Raw genomic sequence first — 21,204 nt, forward strand, 5'->3', positions numbered from 1 at the left:
TGCATCGCTATACATGTATGAGTAATCATGGTGTTACAAATATTAAGCCCCTATGGGGCTGGAAGCGTTGTTCGTTGTTCGTGAAACTATTGTCATGTTGAGCGCAAGCGAAACATCTCAAGGGGTCGATTAGAGATCCTTCGCTAAGCTCAGGATTACAGGTATGTATATTTTTGTTAACTAAGCGACATTGAATCAACTAACATAATCTGATCGATCTGAAACCTCTGAATGAAAAATTTTGATAAGCCTGGATTACCTCGATAAGTCAATAGAAACAAGTTGTTTAAATGTTTTATGGTGCATCTATTGACTAACCTCGGTTTATTTTGTAAATTGAGAAAAATTCAACACTATGACAGCCGTTGCTAAGATACTTGAAACCCGTGGAGTAATGGTTAAGGAGGAAAAGGTTAAATCGCTTTCTGAGCGAATATACTCCAACACCATGGTTCTTGAAAACTATGAACCATACCCGGGCTACTACGGTAAGAATGTACCAACCGATGTAATACCTAGGTCAATCTTTTTAATCCTAGTTAGGGAGTACGACCATATGTTTTTAGCTCGGACTATGCAAAAATTATCCCGTGAGGCTAAACATGCTTGCATGGGTACATACGGATATATTGACCTGGAAGATCATCGTTACTACTGTATAAGGATTAAAAACCTCAGATGTTTTGAGGAGATTCCAATAATCCAGCAAAAGCTTACTGAGTATGGCATCGATTTTAGACGTAGCAAGCCTGTAAATAGTATGGCCCTTATTACAATAGAAAAAACATTTCTTGTTGAACGATTCGACGAGGGTATTTATCTCGATTTAGCCGGTGATAACAAGTACTACATTGAAATTCCCCAGGAACTGAAATGGGACGATTTTAAGCTGATTACCAGTCATGTTAAGAATAACCTACAGAATAGTTTTTTTGATGCAGCCTTAGGGTATTTCTGGAAGGTTGATGGCCCACAGGATGTAATAAGAATTTACGATTTAAAGGCCAACCTGGAACGAATATCGGAAATACGTTCCAAATACCTGCAGGAAATTGAACGGTTCAATAAAACCCATTCGTAATCAATCTAACGACCAATCGATAGGCTCTTTACCAATGGAGGTAAGGAGCCTATTTGTTTTTGAAAAATGTTTACACCCAAAAAAACCTCTGTTAGCCGAAAGTGGCGATGGGTGCGGAGCCGTTAAAATAAAATGCTTGTTGGTATCTATAATATACGTTTTTGCCTGAGCATAGTTCCCCCAAAGGATAAACACTAACCCCATATGGTGATCGGAAAGCGCTTTGATGGCAGCATCGGTAAAGGTTTCCCAGCCCTTGTTCTGATGTGAGCCAGCCTGATTTGCCCTGACCGTAAGCGTTGCATTCAAAAGCAGCACGCCCTGTTTTGCCCATTTTTCCAAATTTCCGTGATTTGGTACGGGAAGTCCTAAATCGCTGTTTATCTCTTTAAAAATATTCTGAAGCGAGGGTGGAGCAGAAGTACCTTTAGGAACCGAAAAGCATAGCCCGTGGGCTTGCCCTGGTCCATGGTAAGGATCTTGACCTAGGATAACCACCTTTACGCTATTGAATGGGGTATGATTAAATGCTGCAAAAATCTGGGAACCTGGAGGGTAAACAGTGTATTTTTTCTTCTCCTCTACCAAAAACTCTTTAAGTTTGATGAAGTAATCCTTTTTAAACTCATCCATTAAAACATTCTTCCAGGTCTCCTCAATTTGAGGCTTGATTTCACCTGTTGCTATGTTCATATTCCTGAAATTAAAAATTAAAACAAAGTAAAGTAAATAGTAACCACTTTAATAAATCACACGTAAAAAAAATTAAATTTGTATTTAGAACATTGGGAAAAGTTAATTGAATGCACCAATACAAAAGTAGTTTAATCGGCAAAAAGTCAAAGCCATGAAGAAAGTTCAGGTTTCAAAAAACAAGGTTAAGAATTACCTCTCAGAACGTCTAGCACGAAGTATTGTGGATGCAGATGAGAATGCTTTGATTACAGTGCTCAGATACAATGCAATAGGTGGATTTGAATACCTTTCCGATGAGGATTTGTTTGAGTTTTTGAGCACATCAATACCAGAGCTTGATTTTGTTAGGCTTGCCGGGGCCGATGATGATAACTTGCAATTGGAGGTGAAAAAAGAGTACAAAGATGAGGAAGATGCTATCATTATCGATATACAACGAGCTATTCAAGTAATCTAATCAATCCGAACGAATTTGTTTAACCCATCGTAACATTTTGAACGATGGGTTGTTTATTTAATAAAAATGTTAAGCCCATGAAGAATTTTGAGTTTTTCAATCCGGTAAAAATACTATTTGGCGAAGGCCAAATTGATATGATTACACAGGAATTGTTGCCTTATCAAACGGTACTGCTAACCTATGGGGGTGGAAGTATTAAACGGAATGGCGTTTACGATAAGGTTATTAGCGCCTTAAAAGGGAAAAGAGTATTAGAATTTGGCGGAATTGAGCCTAACCCACGGTACGAAACCCTCATAAAAGCTGTTAAGCTTGCCCGTGAAAATAATGTCGATTTTGTGCTGGCTGTTGGCGGCGGTTCAGTTATTGATGGAACAAAGTTTATTGTGGCATCAATTCCTTTTAAGGGTGAACCCTGGGATATTCTTACTAAAAGCATAAAGGTTGAGAATGCTTTACCCTTTGGAACAGTGTTAACACTTCCAGCAACTGGTTCTGAGATGAATGCTGGCGCAGTTATTAGTAGGGAGGCAACCAAGGAAAAGTATGCTTTTGGTAGTCCTGCTGTATACCCAAAGTTCTCGGTTCTTGATCCTACAACTACATATTCGCTTCCTCAGAAACAAGTTGCCAATGGGGTTGTTGATGCATTTGCCCATGTGCTTGAGCAGTACCTTACATACCCATCTAATTCACCAATTCAGGATCGATTTGCCGAAGGTATTCTACAAACGCTCATTGAGGTTGGTCCAAAAACATTGGAAAATCCAACCGATTACGACCTAAGGGCCAACTTTATGTGGAGTTGTACCATGGCTCTCAATGGATTGATTTCCACTGGCGTGCCTACCGATTGGGCTACCCACATGATAGGACATGAGCTTACCGCATTCTTTGGACTTGATCACGGAGTTACTCTTGCTATAATTTATCCGGCTTTACTAACCGAAATGGTTGAATTCAAAAAAGAGAAGCTACTACAGTATGGTAGTAGGGTTTGGAACCTAAACGGAGAAAATTTAACCCCTGAGCGAGCAATTGAGGAAACCGAGAAATTCTTTAGGGGTTTGGGCGTAAAAACACGTTTGCCAGAGCATGGAATCAGCGTTGCCGACACTAAACCAATTGTTGACAGATTTGCTGCAAGAGGATGGAAGATGGGCGAAAATAAAAACATCACGTCCGATATTGTTGAAAAAATACTAAAACGGGCTGCGGAGCCATACGTGTAATAAAAAAAAGCCTGACCTTACAGTCAGGCTTTTTTTTTAGTATACGTTTTAATTAATCTTTTTCACAATCTCCATTCCCCTGCTTATTGCTTCCTGGTTCATGGGAATTAGGTGATGGTGACGTTGGGGCAACGATTTCTCAAGCCCTTTTATTACATTTTCAAGCTTAACAATGGGTTTCACTTTAAGGAAAGCTCCCAAAACAATCATGTTGAAGGTCTTAGCGTTCTTCATTCTAGCAGCTTCCTCGGCAGCCTCAACCCTAAATATGTTGATATCGGTACGCTGCGGGTGACGAGTAATACCGTTGGGGTCATAAATCAGTGTGCCACCCGGTTTTACCATCTTTTCGAACTTATCGAGCGACTGCTGGTTAAGAATGATTGCGGTGTCAAATTCCTGAAGAATTGGGGAACTGATACGTGAATCGCTAAGAATTACAGTTACGTTTGCAGTACCGCCACGCATTTCGGGACCATACGAGGGCATCCAGGCTACTTCCTGGTCCTGCATTATGCCTGAGTAAGCAAGGATTTTACCCATTGATAGAACACCTTGCCCACCAAAACCGGCTATGATGATTTCTTCGGTCATTTTTTTAGTTTTTAAATTGATTAACTACTACTCGTCTTTCAAATCGCCAAGCGGGTAATATGGGAACATGTGCTCAACCATCCACTCGTTTGCTTTAACGGGCGATAGCTTCCAACCGGAGTTGCAGGTCGATACTACCTCAATGAACGATGTGCCTTTTTTCTTTCCGGTATTCTCAAAGGCCTTAGTAATGGCTTTTTTGAGTTTACGAACGGCAGCGGGTGTGTGTCCCGACTGGCGTGTAACGTAGCATGTTCCGGGGAGTTGGGCTATTAGCTCGGTAATCTTTAAGGGGTAACCGTTGAGCTCGGCTTTTCGTCCGTATGGTGATGTTGAAGTGGGCATATCAATAAGGGTGGTAGGAGCCATTTGACCTCCGGTCATCCCGTAAATACCATTATTGATGAAAATAACCACAATATTTTCGCCACGGTTGCAGGCGTGTATGATTTCAGCAGTACCAATTGAGGCTAGGTCGCCATCGCCTTGGTAGGTAAAAACATACTTGTTGGGGTATAAACGGTTGATAGCGGTAGCAAGCGCAGGAGCACGACCGTGGGCTGCCTCATGCCAGTCAATATCAATGTAGTTGTATGCAAGCACAGAGCACCCAACCGGTGCAACACCAATGGTCTTTTCCTGTATGCCCAGCTCGTCAATAACTTCAGCCAGAACCTTATGAACTACACCATGGGTACAACCCGGGCAGTAGTGCATAATATTGTCGGTTAGGAGCTTGGTTTTGGAGTAAACCAAATTCTCTTCCTTGATTATATCTTTTACGTCCATCTTTTTTAGCCTTTAATAATTTTTTCTTCTAAAGCCTTTAAAACATCATTTGGAGTAGGAATCATGCCTCCCATGCGGCCATAGTGTTCAACCTTAACCTTACCTTCAACAGCCAGACGAACATCCTCAACCATTTGGCCGGCACTCATTTCTACTGCAAGGATTCCTTTGAGCTGCCCCAGCATAGCTTGAATTGCCTTGGTAGGATAGGGGAATAGGGTTATGGGACGTAGTAATCCTACTTTTATTCCCTTTTCGCGGGCCATATCAACAACTTTCTGGCAAATACGGCTCGATGAACCATAGGCAACTAACAGGTACTCTGCATCGTCGCATGCAATTTTTTCAAACCTAACCTCTTTTTCCTCAATCTCTTTGTATTTGCGCTGGAGTTTTAGGTTGAACTGCTCCTGACGGCCTGCATCGAGGTCAAGCGAGGTGATGATATTGCGTTGGCGGTTAGGGGTTTTACCGGTTGTGGCCCATGAACCATACTTGGCTACTATTTCCTCGTCGGTCATGCGGGGTTTATAGGGGCCAATTTGAACCTTTTCCATCATCTGACCGATGATACCATCGGAAAGAATCATGGCTGGATTACGATACTTGAAAGCGAGTTCAAATCCAAGGTCAACAAAATCGTACATCTCCTGAACCGATGCTGGTGCAAGAACAATCAGCTTATAGTCGCCATGTCCGCCACCCTTAACTGCCTGGAAGTAGTCGCTCTGGGCAGGCTGAATGGTTCCCAACCCGGGACCTCCACGTACTACGTTAACAATTAAGCAAGGTAGTTCAGCACCGGCAATGTAGGTAATACCTTCCTGTTTCAAGCTTATCCCGGGGCTTGATGATGATGTCATGACCTTTTTACCGCAACCAGCACCGCCGTAAACCATGTTAATAGCGGCAACTTCGCTTTCGGCCTGTAGGACAACCATACCGGTTTCTTCCCATGGCTTACGAGCCATTAGGGTTTCAAGCACCTCGGATTGTGGGGTTATGGGGTAGCCAAAGTAACCATCGCAACCACAACGTATGGCTGCCTCGGCTATGGCCTCATTCCCTTTCATTAATCTTAACTCTGCCATTTTCTTTAATGAGTTTTTGTTTATACAAAATGTCGGTTTTAAGCCTCAGCTTCAGTTTTAACCCTGTAAACAGTGATAACCGTGTCGGGACAAACCAATGCGCAGTTTGCGCAGCCTGTGCAGGCTTCGGGGTTGGCCATGTAGGCGTAGTTGTATCCTTTGCCATTTACCTCCCTTGCCAGTTCAATAACTTTTGAAGGGCAGGCAACCACACAAAGGCCACATCCTTTACATTTTTCTACATCGACCACAATTGCTCCTCTTACTTTTGCCATATTGGTCAAATTTATTTTTGTTGTTTTACTATTTGGTTGAAACTTTTAGTTCCTGTGATCCTGGTTAAATCGCTTTAAACGCTCCTCCAAGTCGGAAAACTGGTTGCGCTGCACCTGCGATACACAGGCACGTAAGCCCTCAGTCCTCTCACTACCGGTTATGGCTAATGAAATGGCGCTAACTCCGTAGTATAGAAGCTCTTCAATTAGCTGCTCTCCGGTTAAACCCGGGTACGATATGGTAAAATAAAATCCATCGGCCAAGGGTTTGTCTTCATCCATATCGTAAACTATTGTAAAACCGTTTTCTGTAAAAATCTTTTTCATTATTCTGGCCTTTTCACCGTACTCACGAACCGATTCTACAAAGTTGAAGGTTCCGTCGTTGGCTGCTTTTAGCATGGCTGCAAAACCGTACTGTGTAGAATGGCAAACCCCCGACGATAGGGAGTAAACAGCCCCGTAAAGCATGGCGTAGCCAAACTCATCGGAAGTGAAGTAGCGTTTTAGGTCAGGGTAACGGCGCTTGTAAAGACCATTGCTAATAACCATGGTGCCAATGCGTTGACCAGCATATGAGAATGCCTTGGAGCTGGAGATAAGCATTAACCAGTTTTGAGTATAGTTAGCCACAGTAGGCTGGAAGGGAGGCTGTCCGGGTTTGGATAGATCCTTGCGGAAGTCCATGGCAAAGTATGCAAGGTCCTCAATAACAATGGTGTTGTAGGTTGTGGCTAGCTCGCCTATTGTTTGCAATTCCTTTTCGGTAAAGCAAATCCATGAGGGATTATTGGGATTTGAGTAAAGTATTGCTGAAATATTGCCCTTTTTGAGGTACGATTCAAGCTTATCGCGGAGTTTATCGCCACGGAAGTTATATACGTCAAAGGTTTCATAGCTCATTCCTAGCACCCTAAGTTGCTGTTTTTGAACTGGGAATCCGGGATCGATGAATAGAATGGTATCTTTTGTTGCATTGCAACGGTTTACCACCAGGAAAGCAGCCATAGCACCCTGCATGGAACCTACTGTAGGTATACATCCCTGTTCATCAACATCAATATTGATGAAGTTTTTTACAAACCGTGCAATTTCCTTTTTTAGTTCTGGCACACCGTCAATCATCGGATACTTGGAGGCAACCCCTCGCTTCAATGCTTCAATCTCAGCATCAATGCCAATTTGTGATGGCTCCAGCCCGGGCACTCCCATTTCCATTCTTACGTACTTGATACCGGTTTCCTTTTCAATCTCATTGACAAGTTTAACCAGCTCACGAATCGAGGCCTTACCTACACTTGGTAACTTTGATTCCTGAATCTTTTGCTTTACTACTTCGTAGGGGATGGGCGTATTCTTCATGGTATGTTTTATAATGTATTGACAATTTGCTTATTACAGGTAAATATCAACATTTCACACTTCACGAATTAAGCACTACAAGTTTACAAAATATTTCTTTTAGTCTTTCAGAAAAACGTAAAAAAAAGTGATAATTTGTTATCAATTTAAATTGATAATTAAAATAATATTGATAAAAAATGAATTTATGCTTATAGAATGTAACAAAAAAGGAGTGCTTAGCACTCCTTTTTTAACTACATTATTTTAGAATTACTGCTTTAGAACTTTATGAATACTAAAACCTTTTGATGTATTAAGCTTAACTATGTACATTCCCTTTGGTAAGAAACCAATATCAACCTTGCTGTCAGGATTGCTATTCTGGTAAACTACCCTTCCGTTTATATCAAAAATAGAGATGGAATAATTATTAATGCCGGTAACTGTAATAAAATCAGAGGTTGGGTTTGGGTAAATTGTAGGATGTAGATCATCATAATTGTCATCTACTCCAAGAGGGGTCAGGTTAACAGTAACAAGAACGTCGGCATCCCAAATATCAAAGCTACCAGTGTGAGTGTAGTAGTCTTTTACTTTTACTGTGTATGGTATACTGATTCCGAATGGAATGTATGTGGATTGAGCGTAACCATTTAGTCCGGTATGTAAGGTGTCTAAACCCTCAATAATAATTTCGGCATTGATAATAGGATTTCCCTTGGATGTAACGTAAAAAGTGGCAGTATAGTGTTCAGGGATTAAGGTTACGTTGATAGTGCTATCGGAGGTAAGATCCACAAATATTAATCCCCAAATATAATTGTAATACTTAACAGAACCCATTATGTTTCCGGGAAGTAGTCCGTTGAAGGCACAGCTACCCTCGTTATTTGTTTTAAGGGTTCCATAGCCCATTAAACTAACATCGGCATTGGGTAAGCTTTCACCTTTAGTGTTTTTTACATTTACAGTCAGGTTGTAGGTTGTAGCTTGCTCCATTACAACAATGTAAAGGGTATCTTTATCTTCAACCAGTAAATCAATCGGGTATTTCATCTTATAGTTGGAAAGCATTACTTTAAGCGAGTAGTTTCCTGAAGGTAGCATGGTACTATCTTCACCATTCTCATTACTTGTGAGGGTAATGGGGTAAACATTAATTCTAGCTCCGGGCAGTGGTACGGAGTCAGTGTCAACAATCCTAAACTTCACATTGTAGGCTTTCACAAGCGAATCGTTAATTATTAGATTCTGCGAGAATACTGTGAATTTTTTCTTGAGCGATGAATAGCCCGTGGAATCGATGCTATAGGTGTATTGGCCATTGTTTAGATTGATGGAGGCTTGCCCCTGTGCGTTTGTTGTAATTGTTGAATCGAGCTCAACAATTCGTACTTTAACATTTTGGGCGGGTTCCTTTTGCTCATTCTTAATGTTGAAGAAAACAGTTGGATTTTCAACAGGCTCGCTTACGAGTGCTCTTACCGCTATGTTGCCAATGGATTGGTTGGCCATATATGTGGCGTTCAGCGGGGAAAATTCATCAACCTTCCAAAAGGCTCCGTAAGGATTTCCATCGTATCCAATACCAAGAGGAGTATCGGAGGTTTGCTTTACAAGAACATAATACGAGAACCCTTTATGACAATAAGCTGGCTTAGGTAAGAAGTAAATAATTGAACCGCCATTAGCTGAGTATTCCTTTGTGAAATATTCCTGGGTTAAAGTTTTGGCTTCACTTGGACTAGCTGGGTTAATCTCAAGTACATACACTACAAAATCTAGCGGGTAGGCAGTTTCAGGGATTGTAGTGTTTTGGGCCCAACCAATTTCAACACCTTCTATAAAACCATCATGTTGAAACTCATAGAGGTTACCTATTTGGGTGTTTGGATTAAATGATATGCCACCTTTTACACCCCTATCGGTAGCAAAGATTGAACTACTTACCTCCAGGGTTGTATTATCGGTATTGTTTTGAGTTAAGGTATCGGGTGGGGTAGAAGCATTAAGGTTGAAAGTGTAACTTTCAGCGGTGGGCATAATCTTCACTTTAGGGCTAAGAGTTATCACTCTCTGCTCCCCACTTTCAATGGTATCGGTAATCTCCGCGGATGATTGTAAGTTGGATATTTTATTGCACGATGCTGAAATTGTCAATGTATCGTTTAAAACTGTTCCCAGGTTATAAATATTTGCTTTAAGATCGATAAAAAGGGAGTCAAAAGTTATGTGAGGTACTTTTGAGTACTTGTAGGGAATTGCTTTTAATTCAATATCCGGAATGTTTGTGTTGGTTACCAGAATATCATCGATTGCAAGTTGTGTTCCTTTATTCTGGTTGTTCCGATTCTCATATACAAATGCTAGCCGAACATTTTTACCCGCTACTTTTGAAAGTGAAAGGTTGATTAGCGACTTATACTGGTTGGGTACCGATGTGGCTTGATCATTACCATAGTACAATAGAGTATCAAGGGTTTTGCCATCTACATCGTATGCCAATACATAAAAATGGGTTATGTAACCCTGATCATAGTTGCTGTAATACCAAAGCCAAAACTTCAGAAATGCTTCCGGATCGGATGGAATAGCAATAGTATCGTGAGTAATGAGCCAAGTAAAATCGGGAGCAGTAAATGATATTGCCCCTGAGGCTTCGCCATGCTTGATATAGGTTGATCCATTGCCGTTGAAGCTTTGAGGTGTACATCTGAACCATGAGGGGTTTGCAGCAGCAGTGGTTTGTTGAAAATCTAATGTTGTACTCCTTAGTACTTCCCACTTATCAGTTAGCTGGTAGGTGGTACCCTCAAAATCTTCATAAAATAGGGCTGAACCTGGAGTAGATGGGCCTTTAGAATTTCCAATGGTTAACTTATTGGCAGTATAGTTCATTTTATCACCAAAGGGCATTCTCTCTACCTGTGCGTAAACGGAAACACACATTAGAACATAACTTACCAGCGCAATGTACTTTTTCATATTGGGTAAAATTTTGTTCAAATACATTTTTTACGAAAATTAAAAATAAAGGTATATATTTTTTTGGTATTAAAAAACCCGCAATGTTCAATTGCGGGTAAAATATTGTTTTGGGTTTTCCATTAAATTTTGGCTAAAGCTTGATCAAGGTCAGCAATAATGTCCTCAACGTCCTCAATACCAACCGAAAAACGGACTAGGCCATCGGTGATGTTGGCTTTTAGTCGGGCCTCAGGCGACATCTTTGAGTGAGTCATAGAGGCTGGGTGTTGTATTAATGTTTCAACTCCACCAAGTGAAACCGCCAGCATGGCCAACCGTACATTATTCATGAGTATTTTACCGGCTTCAATGCCGCCTTTTAGCTCAAAGCTTATCATGGCACCCGGTCCCTTCATCTGCTTTTGAGCCAGCTCAAACTGAGGGTGCGATTTTAGCCCCGGGAACTTAACCCATTCAATTTTGGGGTGTTTCTCAAGATATTCGGCAACTTTTTGAGCGTTTTGCTGGGCGCGTTCAATACGGAGCGAAAGGGTTTTGATACCCCTTAGAACCATGTAGGCCTGGTGCGGATCCATATTACAGCCCATATTCACCATGGCTGGCCGAACAGTTTTATATAGTTCCTGAGTTTTAGTTACAATAATACCAGCAACAATATCGGCATGACCGTTAAGGAACTTGGTCATTGAATGAAATACTACATCGGCGCCAAGATCGAGGGGACGCTGCAGGTAAGGGCTACAAAAGGTATTATCAACCACCACTACTAACCCATGCTTATGGGCTAGCTCAGAGGCTGCTTTTATATCGGTGATAACCATGGTAGGGTTAGTGGGACTCTCAAGGTATAACATTCGGGTGTTTGGCTTAATGGCAGCCTCAATGTTTTCGAGTTTCGATGTGTCGATATACGTACTTTCAACCCCAAAACGCTTGAAGTAGGTTTCCATGATACCGCGTGAGGGCCCGTATACCGCATCGGTGCTAACAATGTGGTCACCTGCTTTCAGAAAAGCCATGTAAATTGACGTTACTGCGCCCATACCCGAGGCAGTGGCAATTCCACCAAAACCATTTTCCAGAATAGCCACCTGGCGCTCAAGCGCCGAAATGGTTGGGTTGCCTATTCGGGTGTAGATAAATCCATCGCTTTCTCCTGCAAAGCACCTTGCTCCTTCGTCAACATTCTCAAAGGCAAAGGTTGATGTTTGGTAAATGGGTACTGTTGCGCTTCCCATTGGGTCGGGTTCCATGCCCCCGTGAATGAGAAGGCTGTTAAATCCAAGTTTCTCGTTATGCATTGCTTTTTACTTTATGTTGTTACTGCTTGATGTTTAGCTTGCGTCTGAACTTTATCTGACGCTTTTTCGGGTGCAAAGTTTAAATTCTTTTCCAATATTTCAGCAATATCAAGCACTTTTATTTTTTCTTGTGCGTTGGTAAAAGTTTTGCGACACATTGGACAGGCTGTTACTAAGTAACTACTACTCTCAGTAACAATTTCATCAAGAGTGTTGTTAGCAATTTTGTAACGGTCGGTCATGGAGATATTGGTAATGCCAAGGCTGCCACCACAGCATAACGATTTACTTTCAATTTCTTTGCTACCGTTTGATAAGATCGCTGCATTTTGCAGGAGTTCGCGAGGCTCTCGGGTAATATTTAGTCCACGACTCAGCTCACAGGGGTCGTGGTAGGTAACTTTTAACCCCGACTGGTTGAACCTCAACCTGTTTTGTTTGGTTAATTGAAGCAGGTACTGGCTATGGTGCAAAACAGGTATTGTAAGGTGATAGCTACTGGCAAACTCTCGGGCGCATATTGGACAGGAGGTTACTAGCACCTCGGCACCACTTTCAACAATTAAATGGTTGTTTTTGGCTATAAGTTGTTTGGCAGCATCGGCCTGGCCGTTCATTTGTAGTGGCCTACCACAGCAAATACTTCCGTTTTTGTCAATAAAGGTGTAATCAACACCTGCGGCATCGAACAGGGCCAGGGTCGATTTTATCACCGATGGTGTTAAATGCCCCATGCATCCTGCAAAGAATGCCACCTTTGCCTTTGGGTATTTATATCCATTGATGTAGCTGTAGCTCGACGATGTGAATAATGGATACTTCCTGCGTTCGTTCTCACGTATTCGGGTTATTTCGATACCAACTGGGCATGCCTCAAGGCATCGCATGCACATCATGCATGTTTCTCTGAGCCTTTCGCTTGGTTGGCTGTAACGCAAATCGCGAATGAAATATGCTGGTTGAGTATCGGAGATATTCAACGAGGTGCTAAGCTGACACGCATCAATGCAAATTCCGCAGCGCGAACATGCACTCAATTCTAACTTGGTGAAGGTTGAGTGGATATCCTTTTCCTTAACGCCATATTTTCTAAGGAAAATGAGTAGGATTTCAGCGGGAATGTGCATGTACCGTGAAAAGGGCATAGTAATAAAGAAAACACCTAAAGCTATTGAGTATGCCCACCATGCAGGGTAGTACAGGTAATCGAGCGGAAGATTGTATATGACCCACTGACCAAGAAAGTTGGTAAAAAAGTGTCCGGTATTATAAAGTCCCGCAGTTACGCTTTCAGCAAATAGCCTTAGCGGAAAGATGAACCAAAGAGCCGTAATTGCAATCCTATCGATTAGGATATGCCTTGTTGTGCGTTTCATGCCGAGGGTGCGGCTCCGGAACCTTTTAAAAAAGGCTAAGCTAACCCCCGATATCACCATAAGCAGGAAGAAGTCCATCAGAAAAGTGAAAATCTCTTCATACTCGTGGAGTGGGGTTAGGTCGTGCCTGAAAAACTCAAAAAAGATAGGGTAGTAAGGCGGATTTATTACCCCATGGGGGTACAAACGAGCCTCAAGATTTCCGAGCACAATAAGCATGAACCAGCCAAAAGCTAAGCTCATGTGCATGTAACCCAAAAGTATATTGCGCTTGAATATATTTCGATGGAGTAACCCCTCACGTATCGATTCCCAAATGGCAGAGACTGTTCTGAGGGAGAATAACCGTTTCCAAACTATTTTTTGCTCACGCCGGCTAAGCCTTATGATCCAAATAGTCCACATCACTACGATGTAGAGAACTATAAAACCAAGCCCAATTGAAAAGGGTAATGTGAACGGATGGTACCTCATGGCTTGAATGTTAGGTTAGCTTTACGAATTAGCATGATGATGTTTCGGGTATTTACATTTCGTGGGCAAACCAGTGTGCATTTGCCACAAAGCATGCACTTTTCCGATTCATCAATAGCGTTCTTTACCTCGCCTCTCCGAATGGCGTGGCATAATTCCCGAAAGCTGAAGGTTGTAAATTGTCCGGCGATACAGGTTGCAGTACAACTCCCGCAGGCAATGCAGTGGTTAAAGGTTACATCCTGTTGGTTTATCCATTGTGCCAAAGCTAAATTTGCAGTATCAAGGTTGTGAATACTGATTGGCATTGGGGCAAAACCAAAATCAATCATACTACTTGCTGTTTAGGTAATTATGAATTTCGATGGCAGCCGAACGGGCAGCATTAACGGAATCGGTTATATTGTTTGGCCCCGTGCAAGCACCTGCTGTAAATACGCCGCTCACCTTGGTTTTAACAGGGTTTAGATGATAATCAGTTATTTCAACAAATCCGTCCTTGTTGGTTTGAAGTCCCAGGGCTGCAATTAGCTCATCAGTTCCCTCGGCTGGCGACATGCCTACCATTAGCACTACCATGTCGACCGACATTTTTAGGGGTTTAGATGAGAGCGTATCCTCTGTTTTTATGAGGACTCTACCCCCATCGAGTTCACTAGCCTCCGATAAGCGTCCTCGGATAAAGTTAATGCCTATCTGTTGCGCTTCCTTGTATAAATCCTCGTAACCCGGGCCAAACATCCGCAAATCCATGTAAAGGCAGAATATTTCCGCTTCGGGAATGGCCTCTTTTACCTCAATTGCCTGCTTTACAGCAGTAACACAACAAACCTTTGAGCAGTAAGGGCGTTTCACTTTTTCGTCGCGACTGCCCACGCAGTGGATGAATGCAATTCTTTTAGGAGCATTTCCATTTCGCATAATAGGATGCCCATGCTCCCTGAACATACCTTCCAGCTCTGCCGAGGTTATCACGTTGTCGTAAATTCCGTAGCCGTATTCCTCCTTGCGCTCAGCAGGGAATAGTTCGAATCCTGTTGCTATGAGTACAGCATCGGCTTCAAAAATCTGGTTATAGGCTTCAAGCTGAAAGCGCTCATCTTTTTTGGTAATCTTATTTATTGCGGTTGATAGATAGATGGCTGGGTTTCCATTTAGATACGATTTTAGTTCGTTCACCACATCAATAGAGTGTCTGCGGTTTGGGAAAAGTCTGTCCCACTTTGATACCTGGCCTCCAGGAGCGTTTTTTTTCTCAAAAACTGTTACAGAATAACCCATTTGAGCAAGCTGGTTTGCTGCTTCAAGCCCTGTAACACCACCTCCTATTACTGCTACTTTTTTCATGGGAGTATTAATATTTTCATATTTTAATTATGCCTTTTCATTCACAAAACGGGGACTCATTGGTACGCCAAGATCTTCGCCGTTGGGCCCCTTATACTTTTGGTTGGGATCGTACTCAACACCCATTTTCTTTAACAAGGGTTCTACATCGGTCTGGTGCATTTGCATGCCCATTTCCCAGGGGTCGAAGCCAAGCACCAAACCTGCAACCTCTTCATAGGTGAGCACTGGAATACCTTCGCCGTTTTGCCCGTAGGTTTTTCCTTCCATTTCGCCAAGGGCGTACTGCCACCTATCCATAAAGTAGTTGCAGCCAGGGCAATTAGTTATAATAAAATCGGGCTGAAAGGGTTCCATGGACTCAAATTTCTTTTTCGAAGCAGATATGGAATAACCTCGATTGGCTTGCACAAAGTATTGCCTAAAGCCAAAACCACAGCAGTGCCTACGTTCCGGGTAGTCAATTACCTCACCACCAAAGGCTTCGACCAGTCCGGCAAGTACCTGTGGGTATTCAGCTCCACCAACCCCCTTGCTTGGAAACATTTTTGCATAGTGACAGCCGATGTGGTCAACAACTTTTAGTGGTTTTCCAGTATGCTTGTTTATTAGCCTATACTTAGCTTTTGCTGCAATCTCGTTGCGAAATTTATACAGTACATCACTTGTATGAGCTAAATTGTCAGGCTCTTCAAACTCCCGTCCTGTTGCTTTTCTTAAATACTCTCGGGTTTTTTCCTTTTCCTGTGGAAAGTGATGCCATGTTTCAAGTATCTCAGTGTAAATACCAAAGGAAGTAACGCACGATGGGGTATAGTTAACGTAACCCTTTTCACGCATCAGAGCAAAATTACGGGCAACAACAGTTTGAATGGTTGGAAATGGTACTACCTCGGTATGGTAACCAATGCCGGTACAGGTGGTATGGTCAGGGTTCTCATAAATGTCTTTACCAAGCACATCCCGTAAAATTCTGATAAAGGTGGAATCGCTTCCCGGGAAAAAGGTTTGCCTTATACAACTCCTGACAAAATAAAATTTATCATCAGCAATTTCCTTTTGGTAATCGCTCCAAATACGTTTTTTACCTTCCTGTTTCATTGAATTTATCCTTTAAACTACTTACGGCGATGCTTTTCAGCATTGTTATACTTATAAACATGGGTAAAGTAAGCAGATTTTTTATCGGTAGCATCGCCCTTTTCCATGCCCAGTTCTTTGGCTTTTTGTGCCGATACGTCCTCAATTTTATCAAACCAATCCAAGCCGCCTGTAACTTCAAATATCTTTTCAAGTTCGTCGAGGTTTTCCTTTGAGATTTTGCGCATGGCGCCAGGCCCCGAACCATTGTAGTTTGCCCCTACTTTTGCTAAAACCTTTTCACGGTTATCCCTAACCCATTGCCAAACGGGGCCCAATTCTGGGAACATGCTCAATTCTGTGTGGTCAAAATGAACACAGTAGCCTGTTTCCAGAATGGAGTTGCCCAACATCCGCTTTAACGAGAGCTGTTGACGTCCCTTTTCCGATTCAACAAAAAGCCCTGTTTCTATGGATAATCCTCTTAGCGCTTGTATCAGTAAGCCGGGTGCATTGTTTCGTGGACATCGTGTTTTACAGCTCATGCACTCGCCGCAATACCAAATGGTATCGCTTTTAAGTAATTCCTCAATAACATTATCGTCGCGCATTTGGACGAGGTTTGCTATGGTTCGGGGTTCATAGTCGTAAACCTCAGCTGCAGGACATATTGCTGTGCAGGTACCACAGTTTATGCATCCGTTTATTCCCTCAACAAAGCGAACATCGGAGTTTAACCTGTCAAAAAGTTTACCCATGGCTTTCTGGGTTGATTGTTAGTTTGTTAACAAGCAAAGTTATATTTTTTTTAGAACCCTTAGCAATTTTTTACATTTTCCCAATTACCCTATTTAGCTAAGTGGTAAAATGTTAATTACTTATAAAAGTAATTTTTATGGTGTCTAAATTATTAGTTGTTTTAGCTTTTGCATAGGTGATTCCAAATCCATAATTTCGTGAAATTAATTTAAAATTACCATGCTTGACTTTTCAAATGCTGAACTAACCGAGGTTATAGTCCACTCAGTTGGGGTAGATACTGATGATATTATTTTATCAGATACACCTTTAGATATTGATGATAACCTATTGAATAGCCTGCTAAGGGAGTACTTTCTAGGGAGTTTTAGAAATCAAGGATTTTACTCATTTGAGCACAGCTCAAGCCTTGAACTTAATGAATTGTATAGTTACTGCAGCGATTTTTTTGAGGGGAATATTAGTTTTATTGAGTTTTCAAGGAATGTGGCTAATCACCTTCAGCATGTGTCTGTTCATCCTAACATTAAGGGAGGGGAGCTATACATTGCCTCTTTTACCGATATGGTTGTTGATGGTGAACTTACTGATGGCATTGGAATTTTTAAGGCCGAGAGCAAGGAGCGTTTTTTACATGTAAGTCGCGATGCCAAAGGATTGAAGGTAACTTGTCAGTTTGGCACTACACCCCGCAAGCTCGATAAGGCTTGCTTAGTTTTTAACACCGAAAAGGATTTTGGCTATAAGCTTTGCGTAATTGATAATACCAACCGCGACGAAGCCAAGTACTGGCTAAATGATTTTCTGCGTGTCAAACTTCGTAACGACGATTTTTACCAGACCAAACAGGCAATTAATCTTTGCCGCGAGTTTGTTGAGGAGGTAGTTAAGCCTGAGAACAAATTTGCAAAAGTTGACCAGGCTGATATTCTTTGTAAAACGCGTGATTTTTTTAAAGCGAACGAGGTTTTTGACCTAAAGGAGTTTGAAGAGGTGGTTCTGGAGGAGCCCAAGATGGCTGAGACCTTCCGCGATTTTAAGCAAAAGTATGAGGAAGCAATTGGCTGTAATATCCCCGATAGCTTTAAGATATCGACCGATGCCACCCGGCAATCGCAAAAGTTTTTTAAAAGCGTAGTGAAACTCGATAAGAATTTTCACATTTACATTCATGGGGGGCGCGACCGCGTGGAGCGCGGTTTTGATCCCGATACGGGGCTAAACTACTACAAGCTTTTCTTTGACAAAGAGGTATAATAAAAAAGGCCGGACGTTGCCGGCCTTTTTCGTTCATAGTAACACTATTTTTTCTCCTTGGTGATAATAAGTGCATCAAAATACATGGCAAAGGACCTATATATAAAGTGAGTCCATTTACCAAATGGCACTATTATTAATGCCCATTGAGCAAGCACAGTTATATGAATGACATAAACTAGAAAAAAACTAATAACACCGAGTTGCTCCTCTGTTTCTCAAACCATCTTTTTAAATCAAATACCTTTGAACTCCCTTTGAACATTACGGAGTTAGCCAACTTAGTTAGCACTTCGCGCGAAAGCGTTAGCCGACAGTTTTCCGAGCTAATCAAATTAGGTATTATTGAAATAACTTCCGGTAAAAAGTTAATCATTCTTAGAAAGGAGATGCTTGAAAAAATAAGCACTAATGGTTAACCATTCCAATTTTAAACCCAGATTAATCCATAGATACACAATAAAACATTTTTACAGCTTGTTTCAATTGACAAATTTCCTCCAATAAAGTTTATGTATCCACAATTTTTATTAGCCCGATTGTATTTGTTAATTCATGGCCATTTGGTTTAGCCGTTCACCTTTTACTATACCTCTAACTTCCTTTAACTTTCTCTAACATCCTCTAAATCAATAATATACTATCTATTCCGACTCATTCTGGCTCATTCCGATTCATTCCCGCCTCAAATCTTGCGTTTCACGGCTTACTGTTCACGTTTCACGGACTCTAACTTCCTTTAACTATTTCTAACTCCATCATATTCTACTTATTCCGACTCATTCCGACTCATTCCGTATCATTCCCGCCTCAAATCTTTCGTTTCACGGCTTACGGTTCACGTTTCACGGACTAAAATATTCTTCTAACTTCCTCTAACTCCATCATATTCTGCCTATTCCGATTCATTCCGATTCATTCCGACTCATTCCGACTCATTCCGCTTCATTACTCTAAAATTGAACCAGTTGAATTTGTTAATTCATCGCACTTGGGTTAAAGATTTTCAAAAATAATATTGACTTGCCTAAACCTTTTTTGTAAATTTATGTTCTATTAAATAAGAATAATTCCTATATAGGATGAATTACGATGAATTAACCAAGCTGCTTTCCGAAAAGGGATTAAAGGTTACCCCGCAAAGGGTTGCCGTGCTTGAGGCTTTGTATGAGATTATGAATCACCCCTCTGCTGAGGAGGTAAGGCAAAAGTTGCATAGCCGTTTTCCCAGCATAGCCATAGGAACCATTTACAATATCCTGGATACATTCTGCGAACACGGTATTATTAGAAAGGTAAAAACCGATAGCGATTTTGTTAGGTACGATGTTGAAATGGAAAAGCATCACCATATATATTGTGAAAGTTGCAACCATATTGAAAACTATCACGATCCTGAGCTTGATGAGCTCCTAAAGGCATACTTTGATAGAAAACAAATTCCACATTTCCAGATCAAAGAGTTTAGCCTGCAAATCATTGGAAATTATAAAGCAACTAACGACAAACCAAACCAAAACAAATAAACTATGGGAAAAGAAGGAATTAGAATAGCATCGGTTGATGTAGAAAAATTACTTGAGATGCTTAACGCAGCACTAGCCGAGGAATGGCTTGCTTACTACCAGTACTGGATTGGTGCAAGGGTTATGGAAGGCCCTATGCGAAGCGAAATAGAACCTGAATTGTTACTGCATGCCAGCCAGGAACTTAACCATGCCGTTATGGTAGCCGATCGTATCATACAGCTTGGTGGCACACCATTGCTACATCCCAACGATTGGTTTAAGCATGCCGGCTGCAGTTACGATGCTCCCGTTGACCCTTACATTGAAGCCATTCTGGAACAAAACCTGAACGGTGAGCGTTGTGCTATTCGAAGGTACAACGAGATAGCCACCTTTACTAACGGTAAGGATCACATGACCCACCAAATGGCTACCCAGATACTTGCCGAGGAAATTGAACATGAGAATGATATTGAGGATTGGATTACCGATATCAATCGCATGAAGGAGGAGATTAGGAAATTTAAACTGTAATAATTTGTCAAACCTTAAAATAAACAAAAATGGAAGAAAATCAAGTAATTGCAATGCCACGTATTGGCGACAAAGCGCCTGAGTTCAAGGCCATGACAACCCAGGGTGAAATTAACTTTCCGCATGATTACAAGGGAAGTTGGGTAATCCTATTTAGCCATCCGGCCGATTTCACCCCAGTATGCACATCGGAGTTCATGACCTTTGCCTCCATGGAGCAGAAGTTTAACGAGGCTAACTGTAAGTTAGTGGGGCTTTCGGTTGATGGTTTATATAGCCACATAGCATGGCTGCGTACCATCAAGGAGAAGATTGAATACAAGGGTATGAAAAACGTAGAGGTAACATTCCCGCTAATTGAGGATATTACCATGGATGTTGCCAAGAAATACGGTATGATTCAACCCGGCGAGAGCAACACCAAGGCAGTGCGTGCGGTATTCTTTATTGATCCCAAGGGTATTATCCGAACCATCATCTATTACCCGCTAAGCTTAGGCCGTAACTTTGAGGAGCTATACCGCGTACTCATCGCCTTACAAACTGCCGATGAGTTTGGAATTGCTACCCCTGCCGATTGGCAACCCGGCGACGATGTAATTGTTCCTCCTGCCGGTTCTTGTGGCACTGCTAAGGACAGGATGGAAGGTAAAGACCCCAATGTGAAGTGCTACGATTGGTTCTTCTGTACTAAAAAGTTGGACAAGGATACGGTGATGAAGAAAATCCTTAAGAAATAGCTAGGGAGTATACTTTAAACGAAAAAACGGCTCAAGAAATTGAGCCGTTTTTTTAGTATTTCCTGAAATGTTCGTTAAACGCTTTGATGCTAAAATTTTCACTAATGTTATCCTCAAGGCTAAACACCCTGTAATACGAGGCATTATCCTTAATGGGCGGGATGTAATCGAACTCGTAGTAGGCATTGAGTTTAAATTTACCCTGCCCATTGTTCGATTCTGGAACTTTAATACACTTACAGCGGTTCATAGGTTAGGTTTTTTAAGTTTAGGTTGAT

The 21,204-nt window shown here is 41.6% G+C and carries 22 protein-coding genes; 8 read left to right on the forward strand and 14 right to left on the reverse strand.

Features of this window, described 5'->3' with window-relative positions; translation table 11 throughout:
* The first annotated feature begins 355 nt into the window (after positions 1-355).
* The gene (locus WHS63_RS11350) at positions 356-1,081 is read left to right on the forward strand and encodes a hypothetical protein (RefSeq protein ID WP_445205207.1); all 726 of its coding nucleotides are present in this window, start codon (positions 356-358) and stop codon (positions 1,079-1,081) included.
* Here the strand turns inward: WHS63_RS11350 and ung are convergent, their stop codons facing one another.
* A complete protein-coding gene (gene ung, locus WHS63_RS11355) occupies positions 1,082-1,753 on the reverse strand; it encodes a uracil-DNA glycosylase (RefSeq protein ID WP_445205230.1) in 672 nt (223 codons plus the stop codon).
* Positions 1,754-1,928: 175 nt separating this feature from the next.
* On the opposite strand from ung, the gene WHS63_RS11360 reads away from it, so the two are divergent.
* Together WHS63_RS11360 and WHS63_RS11365 are read left to right on the forward strand one after the other, a co-directional pair.
* The gene (locus WHS63_RS11360; protein WP_369490491.1) at positions 1,929-2,234 is read left to right on the forward strand and encodes a hypothetical protein; all 306 of its coding nucleotides are present in this window, start codon (positions 1,929-1,931) and stop codon (positions 2,232-2,234) included.
* Between the two features lie 77 nt (positions 2,235-2,311).
* Entirely contained in the window at positions 2,312-3,469 is a 1,158-nt protein-coding gene (locus WHS63_RS11365) for an iron-containing alcohol dehydrogenase (RefSeq protein WP_445205208.1), read from the forward strand.
* 48 nt (positions 3,470-3,517) lie between these two features.
* On the opposite strand, the gene WHS63_RS11370 is transcribed toward WHS63_RS11365, so the two are convergent.
* The 12 genes from WHS63_RS11370 to WHS63_RS11425 all read right to left on the reverse strand — a co-directional run bounded on the left by WHS63_RS11370 (position 3,518) and on the right by WHS63_RS11425 (position 16,886).
* Positions 3,518-4,063, reverse strand: coding sequence for a 2-oxoacid:acceptor oxidoreductase family protein (locus WHS63_RS11370; protein WP_369490489.1), 546 nt, complete (start codon positions 4,061-4,063; stop codon positions 3,518-3,520).
* Between the two features lie 27 nt (positions 4,064-4,090).
* The gene (locus WHS63_RS11375) at positions 4,091-4,852 is read right to left on the reverse strand and encodes a thiamine pyrophosphate-dependent enzyme (RefSeq protein WP_445203163.1); all 762 of its coding nucleotides are present in this window, start codon (positions 4,850-4,852) and stop codon (positions 4,091-4,093) included.
* A 5-nt stretch (positions 4,853-4,857) separates the two neighbouring features.
* Positions 4,858-5,943, reverse strand: coding sequence for a 3-methyl-2-oxobutanoate dehydrogenase subunit VorB (locus WHS63_RS11380; protein WP_445205209.1), 1,086 nt, complete (start codon positions 5,941-5,943; stop codon positions 4,858-4,860).
* Positions 5,944-5,981: 38 nt separating this feature from the next.
* A complete protein-coding gene (locus WHS63_RS11385; protein WP_369490486.1) occupies positions 5,982-6,218 on the reverse strand; it encodes a 4Fe-4S dicluster domain-containing protein in 237 nt (78 codons plus the stop codon).
* A 45-nt stretch (positions 6,219-6,263) separates the two neighbouring features.
* The gene (locus WHS63_RS11390) at positions 6,264-7,580 is read right to left on the reverse strand and encodes an aminotransferase class I/II-fold pyridoxal phosphate-dependent enzyme (protein WP_445205210.1); all 1,317 of its coding nucleotides are present in this window, start codon (positions 7,578-7,580) and stop codon (positions 6,264-6,266) included.
* 252 nt (positions 7,581-7,832) lie between these two features.
* Positions 7,833-10,547, reverse strand: a complete 2,715-nt coding sequence (locus tag WHS63_RS11395) for a T9SS type A sorting domain-containing protein (protein ID WP_445205211.1) — start codon at positions 10,545-10,547, stop codon at positions 7,833-7,835.
* Between the two features lie 122 nt (positions 10,548-10,669).
* Entirely contained in the window at positions 10,670-11,851 is a 1,182-nt protein-coding gene (locus WHS63_RS11400; RefSeq protein ID WP_445205212.1) for a trans-sulfuration enzyme family protein, read from the reverse strand.
* An 11-nt stretch (positions 11,852-11,862) separates the two neighbouring features.
* Positions 11,863-13,701, reverse strand: a complete 1,839-nt coding sequence (locus WHS63_RS11405) for a (Fe-S)-binding protein (protein ID WP_445205213.1) — start codon at positions 13,699-13,701, stop codon at positions 11,863-11,865.
* The gene (locus tag WHS63_RS11410; RefSeq protein ID WP_445205214.1) at positions 13,698-14,033 is read right to left on the reverse strand and encodes a 4Fe-4S binding protein; all 336 of its coding nucleotides are present in this window, start codon (positions 14,031-14,033) and stop codon (positions 13,698-13,700) included. The genes WHS63_RS11405 and WHS63_RS11410 overlap by 4 nt, the downstream gene beginning before the upstream one ends.
* Before the next feature lies 1 nt (position 14,034).
* Entirely contained in the window at positions 14,035-15,048 is a 1,014-nt protein-coding gene (locus WHS63_RS11415) for an FAD-dependent oxidoreductase (RefSeq protein ID WP_445205215.1), read from the reverse strand.
* A 27-nt stretch (positions 15,049-15,075) separates the two neighbouring features.
* Positions 15,076-16,149, reverse strand: coding sequence for a heterodisulfide reductase-related iron-sulfur binding cluster (locus tag WHS63_RS11420; RefSeq protein ID WP_445199299.1), 1,074 nt, complete (start codon positions 16,147-16,149; stop codon positions 15,076-15,078).
* 17 nt (positions 16,150-16,166) lie between these two features.
* Entirely contained in the window at positions 16,167-16,886 is a 720-nt protein-coding gene (locus tag WHS63_RS11425) for a 4Fe-4S dicluster domain-containing protein (protein WP_445205216.1), read from the reverse strand.
* 220 nt (positions 16,887-17,106) lie between these two features.
* Between WHS63_RS11425 and WHS63_RS11430 the strand changes: the two genes are divergently transcribed.
* The 5 genes from WHS63_RS11430 (at position 17,107) to WHS63_RS11450 (ending at position 20,926) form a co-directional block, all read left to right on the forward strand.
* Complete coding sequence (locus WHS63_RS11430) at positions 17,107-18,144, forward strand: nucleoid-associated protein (RefSeq protein ID WP_445205217.1); 1,038 nt, start codon at positions 17,107-17,109, stop codon at positions 18,142-18,144.
* A gap of 203 nt (positions 18,145-18,347) precedes the next feature.
* Positions 18,348-18,563 carry a helix-turn-helix domain-containing protein gene (locus WHS63_RS11435; RefSeq protein ID WP_445205218.1) on the forward strand — a complete coding sequence of 72 codons (216 nt, stop codon included), beginning with the start codon at positions 18,348-18,350 and terminating at the stop codon, positions 18,561-18,563.
* Between the two features lie 663 nt (positions 18,564-19,226).
* The gene (locus WHS63_RS11440) at positions 19,227-19,670 is read left to right on the forward strand and encodes a Fur family transcriptional regulator (RefSeq protein WP_445205219.1); all 444 of its coding nucleotides are present in this window, start codon (positions 19,227-19,229) and stop codon (positions 19,668-19,670) included.
* Positions 19,671-19,673: 3 nt separating this feature from the next.
* Positions 19,674-20,186, forward strand: a complete 513-nt coding sequence (locus WHS63_RS11445) for a ferritin-like domain-containing protein (RefSeq protein WP_445205220.1) — start codon at positions 19,674-19,676, stop codon at positions 20,184-20,186.
* A gap of 29 nt (positions 20,187-20,215) precedes the next feature.
* On the forward strand, positions 20,216-20,926 hold the full coding sequence (locus WHS63_RS11450) for a peroxiredoxin (protein ID WP_445205221.1): 711 nt from the start codon (positions 20,216-20,218) through the stop codon (positions 20,924-20,926).
* A gap of 52 nt (positions 20,927-20,978) precedes the next feature.
* Here WHS63_RS11450 and WHS63_RS11455 read toward each other — a convergent pair whose 3' ends face one another.
* Positions 20,979-21,176 carry a hypothetical protein gene (locus WHS63_RS11455; RefSeq protein WP_445200042.1) on the reverse strand — a complete coding sequence of 66 codons (198 nt, stop codon included), beginning with the start codon at positions 21,174-21,176 and terminating at the stop codon, positions 20,979-20,981.
* Positions 21,177-21,204 lie beyond the last annotated feature (28 nt).

It is taken from the genome of Tenuifilum sp., assembly GCF_037481895.1.
Classification (GTDB): Bacteria; Bacteroidota; Bacteroidia; order Bacteroidales; family Tenuifilaceae; genus Tenuifilum; species Tenuifilum osseticum.